Annotated in this window: 15 protein-coding genes; 9 read left to right on the top strand and 6 right to left on the bottom strand. The window is 66.6% G+C overall.

What is annotated here, in order from left to right; genetic code table 11:
- Positions 1 to 265: 265 nt before the first annotated feature.
- Positions 266 to 2,038 (bottom strand): chromosomal replication initiator protein DnaA, encoded by a 1,773-nt coding sequence (dnaA, locus tag IA22_RS0107305; protein ID WP_081889769.1) that lies wholly within the window; start codon positions 2,036 to 2,038, stop codon positions 266 to 268.
- A gap of 381 nt (positions 2,039 to 2,419) precedes the next feature.
- Between dnaA and rpmH the strand changes: the two genes are divergently transcribed.
- From rpmH to IA22_RS0107335, 9 genes are all read left to right on the top strand, one after another.
- The gene (gene rpmH / locus IA22_RS35100) at positions 2,420 to 2,557 is read left to right on the top strand and encodes a 50S ribosomal protein L34 (RefSeq protein WP_014047156.1); all 138 of its coding nucleotides are present in this window, start codon (positions 2,420 to 2,422) and stop codon (positions 2,555 to 2,557) included.
- Positions 2,558 to 2,575: 18 nt separating this feature from the next.
- Positions 2,576 to 2,947, top strand: a complete 372-nt coding sequence (gene rnpA / locus IA22_RS35105) for a ribonuclease P protein component (RefSeq protein ID WP_014155222.1) — start codon at positions 2,576 to 2,578, stop codon at positions 2,945 to 2,947.
- The gene (gene yidD, locus IA22_RS35110; RefSeq protein ID WP_014155221.1) at positions 2,944 to 3,303 is read left to right on the top strand and encodes a membrane protein insertion efficiency factor YidD; all 360 of its coding nucleotides are present in this window, start codon (positions 2,944 to 2,946) and stop codon (positions 3,301 to 3,303) included. The genes rnpA and yidD overlap by 4 nt, the downstream gene beginning before the upstream one ends.
- Positions 3,304 to 3,306: 3 nt before the next feature.
- Positions 3,307 to 4,575, top strand: a complete 1,269-nt coding sequence (gene yidC, locus IA22_RS0107310) for a membrane protein insertase YidC (protein WP_015577908.1) — start codon at positions 3,307 to 3,309, stop codon at positions 4,573 to 4,575.
- Positions 4,576 to 4,589: 14 nt separating this feature from the next.
- Entirely contained in the window at positions 4,590 to 5,099 is a 510-nt protein-coding gene (locus IA22_RS0107315; protein ID WP_014155219.1) for a Jag family protein, read from the top strand.
- Between the two features lie 99 nt (positions 5,100 to 5,198).
- On the top strand, positions 5,199 to 5,915 hold the full coding sequence (gene rsmG, locus IA22_RS0107320) for a 16S rRNA (guanine(527)-N(7))-methyltransferase RsmG (RefSeq protein ID WP_014155218.1): 717 nt from the start codon (positions 5,199 to 5,201) through the stop codon (positions 5,913 to 5,915).
- A gap of 305 nt (positions 5,916 to 6,220) precedes the next feature.
- Positions 6,221 to 7,315, top strand: coding sequence for a ParA family protein (locus IA22_RS0107325; RefSeq protein WP_078468314.1), 1,095 nt, complete (start codon positions 6,221 to 6,223; stop codon positions 7,313 to 7,315).
- The gene (locus IA22_RS0107330) at positions 7,312 to 8,412 is read left to right on the top strand and encodes a ParB/RepB/Spo0J family partition protein (RefSeq protein ID WP_078640073.1); all 1,101 of its coding nucleotides are present in this window, start codon (positions 7,312 to 7,314) and stop codon (positions 8,410 to 8,412) included. The genes IA22_RS0107325 and IA22_RS0107330 overlap by 4 nt, the downstream gene beginning before the upstream one ends.
- 306 nt (positions 8,413 to 8,718) lie before the next feature.
- The gene (locus IA22_RS0107335) at positions 8,719 to 9,336 is read left to right on the top strand and encodes a GNAT family N-acetyltransferase (RefSeq protein WP_030123065.1); all 618 of its coding nucleotides are present in this window, start codon (positions 8,719 to 8,721) and stop codon (positions 9,334 to 9,336) included.
- A gap of 81 nt (positions 9,337 to 9,417) precedes the next feature.
- On the opposite strand, the gene trxA is transcribed toward IA22_RS0107335, so the two are convergent.
- From trxA to IA22_RS0107360, 5 genes are all read right to left on the bottom strand, one after another.
- The gene (trxA, locus tag IA22_RS0107340) at positions 9,418 to 9,753 is read right to left on the bottom strand and encodes a thioredoxin (RefSeq protein WP_014155214.1); all 336 of its coding nucleotides are present in this window, start codon (positions 9,751 to 9,753) and stop codon (positions 9,418 to 9,420) included.
- Positions 9,754 to 9,796: 43 nt separating this feature from the next.
- Positions 9,797 to 10,768, bottom strand: a complete 972-nt coding sequence (trxB, locus tag IA22_RS0107345) for a thioredoxin-disulfide reductase (protein WP_014155213.1) — start codon at positions 10,766 to 10,768, stop codon at positions 9,797 to 9,799.
- Positions 10,769 to 10,894: 126 nt separating this feature from the next.
- Entirely contained in the window at positions 10,895 to 11,821 is a 927-nt protein-coding gene (locus tag IA22_RS0107350) for an anti-sigma factor family protein (protein ID WP_030123066.1), read from the bottom strand.
- Positions 11,818 to 12,519, bottom strand: a complete 702-nt coding sequence (gene sigM / locus IA22_RS0107355; protein ID WP_030123067.1) for an RNA polymerase sigma factor SigM — start codon at positions 12,517 to 12,519, stop codon at positions 11,818 to 11,820. Before sigM ends, IA22_RS0107350 begins: the two co-directional genes overlap by 4 nt.
- A 25-nt stretch (positions 12,520 to 12,544) precedes the next feature.
- Positions 12,545 to 14,236: a protein kinase family protein gene (locus tag IA22_RS0107360; protein WP_014155210.1), complete on the bottom strand. Its 1,692-nt coding sequence runs from the start codon at positions 14,234 to 14,236 to the stop codon at positions 12,545 to 12,547.
- Positions 14,237 to 14,335 lie beyond the last annotated feature (99 nt).

Here is a 14,335-nt window from a genome sequence, read left to right on the forward strand (position 1 = left end):
GAGCGTGCCTGAAGACCCTCGGAGACGGCCGGCCGCAGCCGCGGAAGCGCGTCCGGAAGGCTCAGGAGCGCTCCAGGACAAGCGGCTCCGGTGACGTGCCGGGCGAGCGTGGCGTGCCGCCGCGGGCCTTTGCGCCGGCCGTCCACGGGCAGCCGCCGGCGCGGGTTACGTCGGCTTACGGCTTCGGCCATGAAGAAGGGCGCCTCATGAGGACCTCGTACGGTCCTCATGAGGCGCCCTGGGCGCGTTCTGCCGACGCCGGGCGTCAGCCGTTCTTGATGCGGTTGGTGAGCTCGGTGACCTGGTTGTAGATGGAACGCCTCTCCGCCATCAGCGCGCGGATCTTCCGGTCGGCGTGCATCACCGTGGTGTGGTCGCGCCCGCCGAACTGGGCACCGATCTTGGGCAGGGAGAGATCCGTCAGCTCGCGGCAGAGGTACATGGCGATCTGGCGCGCCGTCACCAGGACACGGCTGCGGGAGGATCCGCAGAGATCCTCGACCGTCAGCCCGAAGTAGTCGGCGGTCGCCGCCATGATGGCCGGCGCGGTGATCTCGGGAGCGGAGTCCTCGCCGCCGGGGATCAGGTCCTTGAGCACGATCTCGGTCAGGCCGAGATCCACGGGCTGCCGGTTCAGGCTCGCGAACGCCGTCACACGGATGAGCGCGCCCTCCAGCTCACGGATGTTGCGCGAGATCCGTGAGGCGATGAACTCGAGCACCTCCGGCGGGGCGTTGAGCTGCTCCTGGACCGCCTTCTTCCGGAGGATCGCGATACGCGTCTCCAGTTCGGGCGGCTGCACGTCCGTGGTGAGGCCCCATTCGAACCGGTTGCGCAGCCGGTCCTCGAGCGTCACCAGCTGCTTGGGCGGACGGTCCGAGGACAGCACGATCTGCTTGTTGGCGTTGTGGAGCGTGTTGAAGGTGTGGAAGAACTCCTCCTGCGTCGACTCCTTGCTCGCCAGGAACTGGATGTCGTCGACCAGGAGGATGTCCACGTCGCGGTACCGCTTGCGGAAGGTGTCGCCCTTTCCGTCGCGGATCGAGTTGATGAACTCGTTGGTGAACTCCTCGGAGCTCACGTACCGCACCCGGGTGCCGGGGTAGAGGCTCCGCGCGTAGTGGCCGATGGCGTGCAGGAGATGGGTCTTGCCCAGTCCTGACTCCCCATAGATGAAGAGGGGGTTGTACGCCTTCGCGGGAGCCTCGGCGACGGCGACCGCCGCCGCGTGCGCGAAGCGGTTGGAGGCGCCGATGACGAAGGTGTCGAAGAGGTACTTCGGGTTCAGCCGGGCGTGCGGCTCCCCCGGCGCGGACTGGTTGCCCATGGGTCCGCCGCCGGCCCTCCCGGTGCCGGGGCCGCCCTGGCGGTGCTGGGGCTGCTGGTCCTGCAGATCGTGGCGGTCACGGCTGTCCCGCTGCGGCTCGTAGCCCTGGTGTTCGGGCGGCTGCGGACGGTAGTCGTGCTGCGGCTGCTGCGGACGCGGGCTCGCGTAGGGATCACGTTCCTGGTACCCGCCGTGCCTGGGCTGCCAGGAGAGGTCCTCCTGGGCACGGGGCCAGGCTCCGGGCTCAGGGCGGTGCTGCTGGTAGTCGGGGTAGGCGGGGCGGGCCGTCGGCATGCCGTCGTCGGAGGGCCGGGGGCCGTAGTTGTCGTATCCGTCGTTGCGCGAGGGCTCGTCGTGCTGCGGTCCCTGGTACCGGTGGGCCTGCTGCCCCTGGCGGGGCTGGTGCATCGGGGGCGCCGGCGGGGCAGGCGGCTCGCCCGCCGAATCGTCGACGGTGATCGCGATCCTGATCGGGCGCCCGCACTCACGGGTGAGGGTCTCGCTGATCAGAGGTGCGAGCCGGCCCTCCAGGACGCGCTTGCCCCACTCGTTGGGTACGGCCAGCAGCGCGGTGTCGGCGACGAGTGCCAGCGGCTGGCAGCGTTCGATCCACTGCTTGTCCTTCGGCTCGATGCCCTGCTGGCCCTCCCCGAGGAGTTGTTCCAGCACTCGCGGCCACACTGCGGCAAGATCGGCAGGTACATCAGCCACAAGGCACGCTCTCTCGCATGTCCCACGAATGTGTGCTTCTCGGGACGGGATGGGTCGGGTCGGGTGAGGCCCGGCAGGCAGGAAGGAAAAGAACCGGAGTTCAGCCACGGTAGTCAGGCCGACCCGCGCGGTTCAAGTTGTTGTCCACAGGCTGTGTACAGCAGGGGGCGCTGTGGAGCCGGTTTGACCGGATGGCGTAGCCGCGCGTACCGTGACCAGGTCGAGTTGTCGATGGCTGCTGCCGCCTGCCTCCGATGGGCAAACATCACGATCTGTGATTGTGAAGCGGTGCACTAAGGCGTTTACGCGAGTTCCTCGTGGGCGCACGGTGACAGCCAGGCGATGTCCCGCCAACACACGAATCATTTCTGGAGCCCCCGAGTGAGCAAGCGCACCTTCCAGCCGAACAATCGTCGTCGCGCCAAGACCCATGGCTTCCGACTGCGCATGCGTACCCGTGCCGGCCGCGCGATTCTCGCGAACCGCCGTGGCAAGGGTCGCGCAAACCTGTCCGCCTGATCGCGGTCAGGTCATGACGTGCTGCCTACCGAGAATCGGCTGAGGCGGCGCGAGGACTTCGCGGTCGCTGTACGCCGGGGACGTCGGGCCGGACGCCCGCTTCTCGTCGTGCATCTACGCAGCGGTGCTACGGACCCGCACGTGACAGGGGAGAGTGCTCCCCCGCCACGTGCGGGTTTCGTTGTCAGCAAAGCAGTGGGTGGAGCAGTCGTACGCACGGCGGTGAAGCGCAGGCTTCGTCACCTGGTCCGCGATCGGCTTGCTCTGCTGCCCCCCGGTAGCCTTGTTGTCGTACGAGCGCTACCCGGATCGGGTGACGCCGACCATGCACAGCTGGCCCAAGACCTGGACGCCGCCCTTCAGCGGCTGCTGGGAGGGGGCGCGCGATGAAGTACCCGCTGCTGGCTCTCATCAAGCTGTACCAGTGGACGATCAGCCCGCTTCTCGGGCCTGTCTGCCGTTACTACCCGTCGTGTTCCCACTACGGATATACGGCGATCGACCGGCACGGTGCGATCAAGGGAACAGCGCTGACCGCATGGCGCATCCTGCGATGCAATCCGTGGTCACCCGGCGGCGTGGACTATGTACCGCCACGCAAACGTCCGCGTTGGCACGAACTGCTGCGCACCTGGGTGCGCGGCGGCAAGGGCGGGGACTCCGCCGCCGATGTGCCTTCCGGGGGGTCGGTCTCCGAACCCCTGAGCCCGGCCACAGAGACCTCGCCCAAAGCTCAAGGAGCCTGATTAGTGGACACGATTGCCAGTCTGTTCAGCTTTATCACCACGCCTGTTTCGTGGGTCATCGTCCAGTTCCACAAGCTGTACGGAGCGCTCTTCGGCGATGACACGGGGTGGGCCTGGGGCCTGTCCATCGTGTCCCTGGTGGTGCTGATCCGTATCTGTCTGATCCCGCTGTTCGTCAAGCAGATCAAGTCGACGCGGAACATGCAGGTGCTCCAGCCGAAGATGAAGGCGATCCAGGAGCGCTACAAGAACGACAAGCAGCGTCAGTCCGAAGAGATGATGAAGCTGTACAAGGAGACGGGTACCAACCCGCTCTCCTCGTGCCTTCCCATCCTGGCGCAGTCCCCGTTCTTCTTCGCCCTGTATCACGTGCTCTCGGCCATCGCCTCGGGCAAGACGATCGGCGTGATCGACCAGCCACTGCTGGACAGCGCCCGTCAGGCACACATCTTCGGCGCTCCGCTGGCCGCGAAGTTCATGGACAGCGAAGAGAAGGTCTCGGCTCTCGGCGCCTCCCTGACCGATGTCCGTGTCGTCACCGCGATCATGATCGTGATGATGTCCGCGTCGCAGTTCTTCACGCAGCGCCAGCTGATGACGAAGAACGTCGACCTCACGGTGAAGACGCCGTACATGCAGCAGCAGAAGATGCTGATGTACATCTTCCCGGTGATCTTCGCGGTCATGGGCATCAACTTCCCCGTCGGTGTCCTCGTCTACTGGCTGACCACCAACGTCTGGACCATGGGTCAGCAGATGTACGTGATCAACCAGAACCCGACTCCCGGCAGCAAGGCGCAGGACCAGTACCTGAACCGCGTGCTGAAGAGTGTGACCTCGCACGGTGAGGTACGTGGACGGACGCGGCGTAACACCGTCAAGCGGATCGTCGCCAAGGGGCCCGACCGCAACGACATCGAGCGCAAGTTCATCACCGGCCTGGCCAAGCTCGGCCTCGCCGCCCAGGAGGACGGGACGGTGACGAAGAGCGAAGCAGCCGTTCTGGAGGCCGAGGGCGGTGCTGCGCCCAAGCGTCAGCAGCCCAAGCGCCAGACCAAGGCGAAGCGCCACACTGCTGCCACGCCTCCCGCGACGGCGAAAAGCTCCGGCTCCACCGGCTCGGAAGCCAAGACGTCGCTGGAGAAGCGGGACGCCTCGCAGGACGACAAGCCGAAGTCGGCGGACAAGCCCGCCGCGTCCGGCTCCTCACGCCAAGCCAAGTCCGGACAGCGCAAGGGCCCGCAGCGGCCCAAGCACCCGTCCAAGAAGTAAGAAGGAGTCCATCCGTGACGGAAGGCACCACCACCACGGCCGCTGAGGGCAGCGACACTCTGACCCGCCTCGAACAGGAGGGAGAGATCGCGGCTGACTACCTCGAAGGCCTGCTCGACATCGCCGACCTCGACGGCGACATCGACATGGACGTGGAGGCGGACCGGGCCGCGGTCTCGATCATCAGCGAATCGGCGCGTGACCTGCAGAAGCTCGTGGGCCGTGACGGTGAGGTGCTGGAGGCGCTTCAGGAGCTGACGCGCCTGGCCGTTCACCGGGAGACCGGTGACCGCAGTCGCCTGATGCTGGACATCGCCGGCTTCCGTGCCAAGAAGCGTGAGGTCTTGGCCGCGCTGGGTGCCAAGGCCGCGGATGACGTCAAGAGCTCGGGCGAGTCCGTGAAGCTCGAGCCGATGACGCCGTTCGAGCGCAAGGTCGTGCACGACGCGGTCGCGGCAGCGGGTCTGCGCAGCGAGTCCGAGGGCGAGGAGCCGCAGCGCTTCGTCGTCGTTCTCCCGGCCTGACCGGATCCTTGTACTGTCGGCCCCGTCTGTTCGCAGGCGGGGCCGATCTTTGTCAGCCTGATAGTCAGCGTGCTAGTGCGGTACGGAAGGACGGTCCCCGTGACGGAGGAAGCAGAGCTCCCTCAGGCGCCCAAGGAGGCGCAGGCGGTATTCGGTGAGTTCTTCCCAGAAGCTGTCAGGTACGCGGAACTACTCGCTGACGCGGGCGTCAAGCGCGGGCTGATCGGTCCTCGTGAGGTGCCGCGTCTCTGGGAACGCCACCTGCTGAACTGTGCAGTGCTCTCCGAGGTGGTACCCGAGGGTGTCACGGTCTGCGACGTGGGTTCGGGTGCCGGCCTTCCTGGCATTCCTCTGGCATTGGTACGCCCCGACCTGAAGATCACGCTGCTCGAGCCCCTGCTGCGTCGTACGAACTTTCTCCAGGAGGTCGTCGAGCTCCTGGGGCTGAATCATGTGACGGTCGTTCGCGGTCGGGCCGAGGAAGTGCTCGGGACGCTGCAGCCTGTTCATGTGGTGACGGCCCGGGCCGTCGCCCCGCTCGACCGGCTGGCCGGCTGGGGTGTCCCCCTGCTTCGCCCCTACGGCGAGATGCTGGCTCTCAAGGGGGGCACGGCCGAGGAAGAGATCCAGGGAGCTCGTGCGGCGCTGAGCAAGCTCGGAGTGGTGGACACCGAGGTGCTGCACGTCGGTGAGGGGCTCGTTGATCCCACGTCCACCGTTGTTCGTGTGGTGGTCGGAGAGAGCCCCGGAGGTGTGAGGTTCGCCGCAAAGCGGGCCAAGGCCGCGCGGGTGGGGCGCACGCGGCGACGCCGTTGAGGGGCATTGCGCGAGGGCTCCGTCCGGAGCACCTTGTGATCCTTTGCTGCTGTTGATGGTTATCTGCCTTGATGCTCCATGCATGCAGCCATATGCGCTGCCTGCGGAGTGTCGGGTGCCTGCCGCTGGACCGCAGGGGCATCGTGTTTCACGTGAAACGTCGCTCTCTGCTGCAGGGAATCATCGGCCGCGGTCGTGCGGCTGCCACGCCGCGCGACCGCAAGCACGTGCGGGTTACTGAGTTGTCCACAGAACCGGTTTCATCCACAGAACAGTCGGCCTCGCTGGTTCACGACCCCGAAAGCATGGCAGGCTCTGTTCATTGCGAGCCTGAAGTCGAGGAGAGTGAATCCTTGCGGTCCGACGCCAACATCGCGGGACCGATGACCGACCCGGTCCCCGGTCCCCGTACCGAGTCCCTGGGGGACGGTGTTTCACGTGAAACACCGCCACCGATGGACGACACACCTATTGGGCGCGCGGCTCAGCTGGCGGTAGAGGCCCTTGGTCGCGCCGGTGAGGGGCTGCCTCGGCCTGACCGGACGCGCGTCATGGTCGTCGCCAACCAGAAGGGTGGGGTGGGCAAGACGACCTCGACGGTCAACCTCGCCGCTTCGCTCGCACTGCATGGTGCCCGCGTCCTGGTGGTGGACCTCGATCCGCAGGGCAACGCCTCTACGGCTCTGGGGATCGACCACCACGCGGAGGTCCCCTCGATCTACGACGTTCTGGTGGAGAGCATGCCGCTCTCCGAGGTGGTGCAGCCCGTCCCGGATGTCGAAGGTCTCTTCTGCGCGCCGGCAACGATCGACCTCGCTGGTGCGGAGATCGAGCTGGTGTCGCTGGTCGCACGGGAAAGCAGACTGCAGAGGGCGATCCAGGCGTACGACCAGCCGCTGGATTACATCCTCATCGACTGCCCGCCTTCGCTCGGTCTGCTGACAGTCAATGCACTCGTGGCCGGAGCAGAGGTACTCATCCCGATTCAGTGCGAGTACTACGCGCTGGAGGGTCTCGGTCAGCTGCTTCGCAACGTCGACCTGGTGCGGGGACATCTGAACCCTGACCTTCACGTGTCGACGATCCTGCTCACCATGTACGACGGCAGGACTCGACTCGCGTCACAGGTCGCGGAGGAGGTGCGCACCCACTTCGGCAAGGAGGTGCTGCGGACCAGCATTCCGCGTTCGGTGCGCATCTCCGAGGCGCCGAGCTACGGGCAGACCGTCCTGACGTACGATCCGGGCTCCAGCGGGTCTCTGTCCTACCTCGAGGCGGCCCGTGAGATCGCGCTGAGAGGCGTGGGGATCCACTACGAGGCTCAGCATGCTCCGGCGGTCGAGCCTGCCCACACGGGCGTCCAGAACAGTCAGCAGAGTCATTCGGAGGGCATGCAGTGAGCGAGCGTCGTAGAGGGCTGGGGCGTGGGCTCGGTGCGCTGATTCCCGCAGCTCCCCAGGAGAAGCAGGTCGCCGGTCCCGCATCCGGTACGAACGGGGCGGCTGCGTCCCCCACGATGACGGCAGAGCGTGGGGTGGCGGCTGCGAAATTGACGGCGCTTCCGTCCGGCCCTCTGGTGCCGGAACCGAGTTCACCGGTCGGGGAGAAGGAGCCCGCGGCCGAACAGACTGATTCCGCCGGTGCGTACTTCGCTGAGGTTCCCCTCGCCTCGATCACGCCGAACCCGAAGCAACCGCGCGAGGTCTTCGACGAAGACGCCCTCGCGGAGTTGGTTACCTCCATCAAGGAGGTCGGTCTTCTCCAGCCTGTCGTCGTGCGCAAGGTCGCTGACGACCGCTACGAGCTCATCATGGGTGAGCGCCGTTGGAGGGCGTGTGGCGAAGCCGGTCTGGAACGCATCCCGGCCATCGTCCGCGCAACGGATGACGAGAAGCTGCTTCTCGACGCCCTTCTCGAGAATCTGCACCGGGCGCAGCTGAACCCTCTGGAGGAGGCGGCGGCGTACGACCAGCTGTTGAAGGACTTCAAGTGCACCCATGATCAGCTGGCGGACCGCATCGGAAGGTCCCGTCCTCAGGTCTCCAACACACTGCGGCTGCTGAGGCTCTCACCCCCGGTGCAGCGCAGGGTCGCGGCAGGTGTCATTTCGGCCGGCCACGCGAGGGCCTTGCTTTCGGTGGACGACTCCGACGAGCAGGATCGGTTGGCTCACCGCATCGTGGCCGAGGGCCTGTCGGTGCGCGCCGTCGAGGAGATCGTGAACCTTCTCGGATCGGAACCGACGAGTTCCGCGAAGCCCCGGGGCCCCAGAGCCGGCGGTAGGGTTTCGCCGGCTCTGACTGATCTTGCTTCGCGTCTCTCCGATCGGTTCGAGACGCGGGTGAAGGTCGACCTCGGGCAGAAGAAGGGGAAGATCGTCGTCGAGTTCGCCTCGATGGAGGATCTGGACCGCATCCTCGGGAGCCTCGCTCCGGGCGAGGGACGGGTGCTGGAACGGAGTACCGAGGACGAGCAGGCTGTAGCCGACGAGGCCTGATTCTGCTGGGCCGCGAAGGGCGGGCCTGGACCCGGGAAGCCACCCGGATCCTGGCCCGCCCTTTGCCGTCTCTCGGTATCCCCATCACCTCTGGGTGGATACGATGCGTTCTGGTAGGGCGTATCCACCACCGTGATCCACCTCAGAGGAGGCGGGGGCCGTGCGATCAGTGAATCGCAGCCACCTGGTGACAGTCGGATTGGGACTAGGCGCTGTCGGGGGGTTTGTCGGCAGCCTGTTCCGAGAACGGAGTGCGCTGGCCGCCGCGCGCGATGCGGCGGCCGAAGGAAGTGAGGATTCGCCTACATGGGGCGTCGGCTCGTACCGCTCACACTGGACAACCTTCCGGATCTCCCCAGGCGCTGCCGCTCATGTGTCTTCTGGGAACTTGATCCGGTCAGCGGGGAAGCTGCCGTAAAGGCCGGCCGACCCGAACTCGAAAAGGAAGCCTGGATCTCCGCCGTACTGCTGGAGTGGGGCTCCTGCGGACGGGTCGTCTATGTGGATGATGCCGCGGTCGGCTTTGTTCTCTACGCACCGCCTGCGTATGTTCCCCGTTCCACAGCGTTTCCCACCAGCCCTGTCTCTCCGGATGCCGTGCAGTTGATGACCGCGTTGATCGTGCCGGGATTCCAGGGGCAAGGGCTTGGCAGAGTGATGGTTCAGACGGTTGCCAAGGACTTGCTGCGACGCGGCTTCAAAGCGATTGAGGCGTTCGGTGACGCGCGTTGGAAGGAGCCCGCGTGCGTGCTGCCCGCGGATCACCTGCTTGCGGTCGGCTTCAAGACCGTGCGTCCGCATCCGACTCATCCGCGGCTGAGGCTTGAGCTGCGTTCGACCCTTTCCTGGAAGGAAGACGTCGAGTTGGCGTTGGACCGGCTGCTGGGCGTCGTGCAGAAGGAGCCGGCGCTGAGGCCACTCTGATTGCGGCTGTGGATTGCTTCGGAACATGCGAAACGGGCCCATCCTCAGGGATGGGCCCGTTTCACGTGAAACAGTCAGCCGTTACTTCTGGCCGATGAAGTTCTCGAGATCGCGGAGGATCGCGGCCTTGGGCTTGGCACCGACGATGGTCTTGGCGACCTCGCCACCCTGGTACACGTTCAGCGTCGGAATCGACATCACGCCGTACTTTGCCGCAGTGGCCGGGTTCTCGTCGATGTTGAGCTTGACGATCTCGATCTCGTCACCGTGCTCCGCCGCGATGGCCTCCAGCGAAGGCGCGATCTGGCGGCACGGACCGCACCAGGCGGCCCAGAAGTCCACCAGCACGGGCTTGTCGTTCTTCAGGACGTCCTCGTCGAAGGAGTCGTCGGTCACGTTCTTCAGGGCGCCGGCCACGGCGACCTCCTTAACTTCGGGGGGTGGGGTTCGAGGGAAGCGGTCAGACTGCCGGGGTCTTCTCCGGCTCGGCGGGCTTCTCGTCGGAGAGAGCAGCGAGGAAGCGCTCTGCGTCCAGGGCTGCCGAGCAACCGGTTCCGGCAGCCGTGATGGCCTGTCGGTACGTGTGGTCGACGACGTCGCCAGCGCCGAAGACGCCCGTCAGGTTGGTGCGGGTCGAGGGGGCTTCGACCTTGAGGTAGCCCTCGTCGTCAAGATCGAGCTGGCCCTTGAAGAGCTCCGTGCGGGGGTCGTGGCCGACGGCGATGAACAGACCCGTCACCGGAAGCTCGGACGTCTCACCGGTCTTGGTGTTGCGCAGGGTGAGGCTGGAGAGCTTCTGGTCCCCGTGGACCGTGGCCACCTCGCTGTCCCATGCGAACTTGATCTTCGGGTCGGCGAAGGCGCGGTCCTGCATGGCCTTGGAGGCCCGCAGGGAGTCGCGTCGGTGAACGATCGTGACGGACTTGGCGAACCGGGAGAGGAAGGTGGCCTCCTCCATCGCTGTGTCACCGCCGCCGATCACAGCGATGTCCTGGTCCTTGAAGAAGAAGCCGTCGCAGGTGGCACACCAGGAGACTCCACGCCCGGAGAGCGCGTCCTCGTTGGGCAGGCCGAGCTTACGGTGCTGCGACCCCGTGGTGACGATGACAGCCTTGGCGCGGTGCACCGTTCCCGCAGTGTCCGTGACGGTCTTGATCTCTCCGGTGAGGTCGACGGAGACCACGTCGTCGGGGATGAGCTCGGCACCGAAACGCTCAGCCTGAGCGCGCATGTTGTCCATGAGCTCAGGGCCCATGATTCCGTCCTGGAAGCCCGGGAAGTTCTCCACGTCGGTGGTGTTCATCAGCGCACCGCCGGCGGTGACAGCTCCCTCGAACACCAGCGGATTCAGCGACGCGCGAGCGGTGTACAGGGCGGCGGTGTAACCAGCCGGCCCGGAGCCGATGATGATCACATTACGGACGTCGCTCACGGGTTCTTCCTCGTCTCTGCAGACTGCCTACTGCCTACTGGGGTCGGTTCCACGACTCTCACCCCACCCAACGGATCCTACGGGGCGTGCATTCCCGAAAGAGCGGTCCGGCTCCCGGCAAGGGCCTCAGGGACGGGCGTAGGAGTGCGTAAGCAGCAGCTTGCCCTTGGTCGAGGGCTTGGAATCCACACAGGCCGCATCCACGACGTAAGCCTGCACACGACGTGAGTCAGTCGTATGAGGCAGAACGACCAAGAACGCGGCCGTCCCTTCGTAGCTGCCCTCTTCCACCGCCAGGGCGGGAGTAGTCCGGCCCGTGCTCTTCTGCACGCACGGTGGAACAGGCACGACCGGCACGAACAGGCGAGTGCTGGGAGTCGCATCCTCAGGAGGAAGGTTTCCCGGGGACGGCGTGGTGTCCACCGACGGCTCGGCCGGGGCGCTGTCCGGAGCCTCGGACGTCTTCGTCTCGTTCAGAAGAGTGTGAACGCGGCCTTCCAGCGCTCCCTCCGAAAAGTCCTCCTCGCTCTTCTCCGCGGCGCTGACCCCGTGGTCGGCCATCGAACCCGCCGAATCCTGGGACGACGGAAGAGACTGGAAGAGGAAGGCGCTCATGCCGACGGCCGCGGCGCCGAAAGCGGCACCAAGAATCACTGTGCGACGCTTCCGGCGAGCCGGACTCCGGCCGGGACCGGTGGCGCCGCGAGGACGACCGGCCGGCCGCGGCACGGCCGTGGCATCCGTCGGCAGAGCCTCTGTTTCACGTGAAACAGAAGCTGCCTGGGCCGGTGACGTGGCAGCCGACCCTGCCTCCTGTGCCAGAGCAGTGCCTATGCGGCGGGCGACGTCCTCGGGCATGTGGTCGGAAGGGGTGCCGGCGGAGCCCAGCAGCGAGCGGATCTCCTCGAGCGAGGCATGGATGTCGCCGCACTCATCGCAGGAGGCGAGGTGGCTGCGCACGGCCGCCTCGCGTGAAGACGGCAGGAGGCTTTCGGTGAAGTCGGCGATTTCCGAGACATCGGGGTGCTGAGCCATGTCGGCTGCGGATGTCATGCGAGCCCACCTCCACCCTTCACGCCGGCAGGATCTCCGTCACCTGCGTCTCTTGGTCCTGACGCCGGTGGGACGGATGACCTCTGCGTCCGGTTCCTTTCCGTACGGCTGTCCATACTGTCCCCTCTGCTGCGTAGGTGGGTCAGCAGGGGAAGCAGTCTGGCCCGGCCTCGTGCGCAACGGCTCTTCACGGTGCCGGTCGGTACGTCGAGGATGCGGGCTGCTTCGGCGACCGGGTAGGCCTGCATGTCCACGAGGACAAGGGCGGCGCGCTGTTCGGCCGGCAGCGTGGCAAGCGCGGCCAGGAGCTCGCGGTTCAGATCCTGCCGCTCCGCAGGAGCCTCGGCCGACTCATGAGGCTCCATGAGCTGATCGAGCCGCTCGGTGTCGTCGACCGGCGAGGTTTTCCGAGAGGCCGTCTTACGCGCACGGTCGAGACAGGCGTTGACGGTGATCCTGTGCAGCCACGTGGTGACCGCGGACTGCCCGCGGAACGTGTGAGCGGCGCGGAAAGCAGAGACGAGAGCGTCCTGGACGGCGTCAGCAGCCTCCTCCCGGTCGCCGAGGGTGCGCAGGGCCACCGCCCAGAGGCGGTCACGATGCCGCCGTACGAGCTCACCGAAGGCGTCGGGTTCGCCTGCGACGTGCTGGGTCAGGAGATCCTGGTCGCTGATGTCGGCGAATCTGGCGTCGTCCAACGGTGAGCCCCCTCCCCTGATGCCGTCAGCTGGTGACCTTGATGTCCGAGATCTTTCCTCTGTAGTTCCCGTCGTCACCCAGAGGCAGTTCGGTCAGCCAGACCAGAAGGTACCTTGCCTGCACCGGCTTGTCGGGCTTGAGGGACACTTTCGTCCCGGAACCGCCGGCGGCTTTGGTAAAGCCCCCCGGCAGCTGAGGGAGGGACGAGTCCTCGGTGGTCCTCAGCTCGACCGACGTGTTGCCACCGAGGAAGGACACGTCCACGTTTCCGACCTGCTGGACCTTGCCGAGATCGAGAACGACTCCGACGCCTTCCTTGAGCCGTCCGAAGTCGGCGCTGTAGTAGCCGTCAGTGGTCCAGAAGGAGCTTGTGTCGCCGTCGTAGACGTTCTTCGTCGAACCGGGCTTCTCGGAACCGTCGCCGAGCGGATCGTAGTCCTGGGCTCCCACGACCGTGATGGGCTTGCTGGGCTCGGCAGCCTTGTTGTCGTCGCCCCCGCCGTCGGTGGTCTGGGTCGGAGTCGGTTCCCCCGAGTCCTTCCGGTTCAGAACGGTTTCCGCGAGCTGCCAGCTGCCCAGGCCCAGTGCCGCGATGAGCAGCGCGGACACGGCCCATTTGAGTGCCTTGCCCGTGCGGCTCTGGAGAGGGGGCGGCGGGATGATGACGGGCTGCGTGACCGAGGCGGGGCGTGCGGACGGGCGTCCGTAGGTGCCCTGCTGGTAGGTGGTGCGCTGGTACTCGGGCGGTGCGGTGAACGCGGGTTCCGGGGGCAGGATGCGCGGCATGGCCGCGACGGCCTTCGCCAGTTCGTCCGGGGTGGTGCAAGGCTGTTCCTGCCGTGACGCGGTGGCGCCGTCGTTGGCGAGCGCACGCATGGCGAGTTCGGAAAGACCTCGGTGGACGCCCGCCCGCACCTGGTCAGGAGGAATGAGGCCGAGGTCCTTGGGGAGCCCCGAGAGACCGTAGGCGTCACTCTCGTAGGGCCAGCGCCGGGTCAGAGCGGCGTACAGGAGCGCGCCGATCGCCTCGGTGTCCGTCCGAAGGGGCTGATCTGCGGTGATTCCGCGCAGAGCGGCGTTCACGGCCAGACCACGGATCCTGTACTGGCCCGTCGAACTGCGGAGCACCGCGCCCGGAGTGAGGCGCAGATGTGCGAGCCCTTCGCGGTGTGCGGCAGCCATGGCCTGCGAGATCTGGCTCACGAGCTGATAGGCGTCATGAGCTTCCAGAGGCCCGGCGGCGAGCAGTGCCGTGAGCTCGGTGGCGTCGGGGAGCCATTCGTGGACGACGTAGACGAGGTCGCCCTCCTCCACGGCGTCCAGTACCTGCACGAAGCGTGGGTCGCCGAGCAGTGCGGAGGAGCGGGCCGCTGCCAGCACGGAGCGGGCGCGCGGATGATCGGCGGTCAGCAGATGGACACCCACCGCGCGCCTGAGCTTCTCGTCGACGGCACGCCAGCTGCTGAATCCGTCCAACCGGGTGACGCACTCCTCGAGCCGGTAGCGTCCGGCCAGCTTGTGACCGCTGTGCAGGTCAGGGGATGCCGGCACAGCGGCAGGCCTGTCCTGGCCGCTCCGCGCGTCCTTCGAGCTCGCGCTCTCCGCGTCCTCGGCTTGTGCCGTCCCGTCGGTCGTGGCCGCGTCCGCCTTGGCGGTCAACGGCTCGTCGCCGCTGTTGTCGGCCACGTCGACAGCAGCCGTGCTACGTTCCGCCACCGTCGTTCCTGCCTCCCCATCCGTTGCGCGATGCCAGCCAGCTCTGCACAGTCACGCCAATTGTGCCCACACTCCGGCGCTATGCACGACACGCGGTGT

Source organism: Kitasatospora papulosa (genome assembly GCF_000717245.1).
GTDB classification, from domain to species: domain Bacteria; phylum Actinomycetota; class Actinomycetes; order Streptomycetales; family Streptomycetaceae; genus Streptomyces; species Streptomyces papulosus.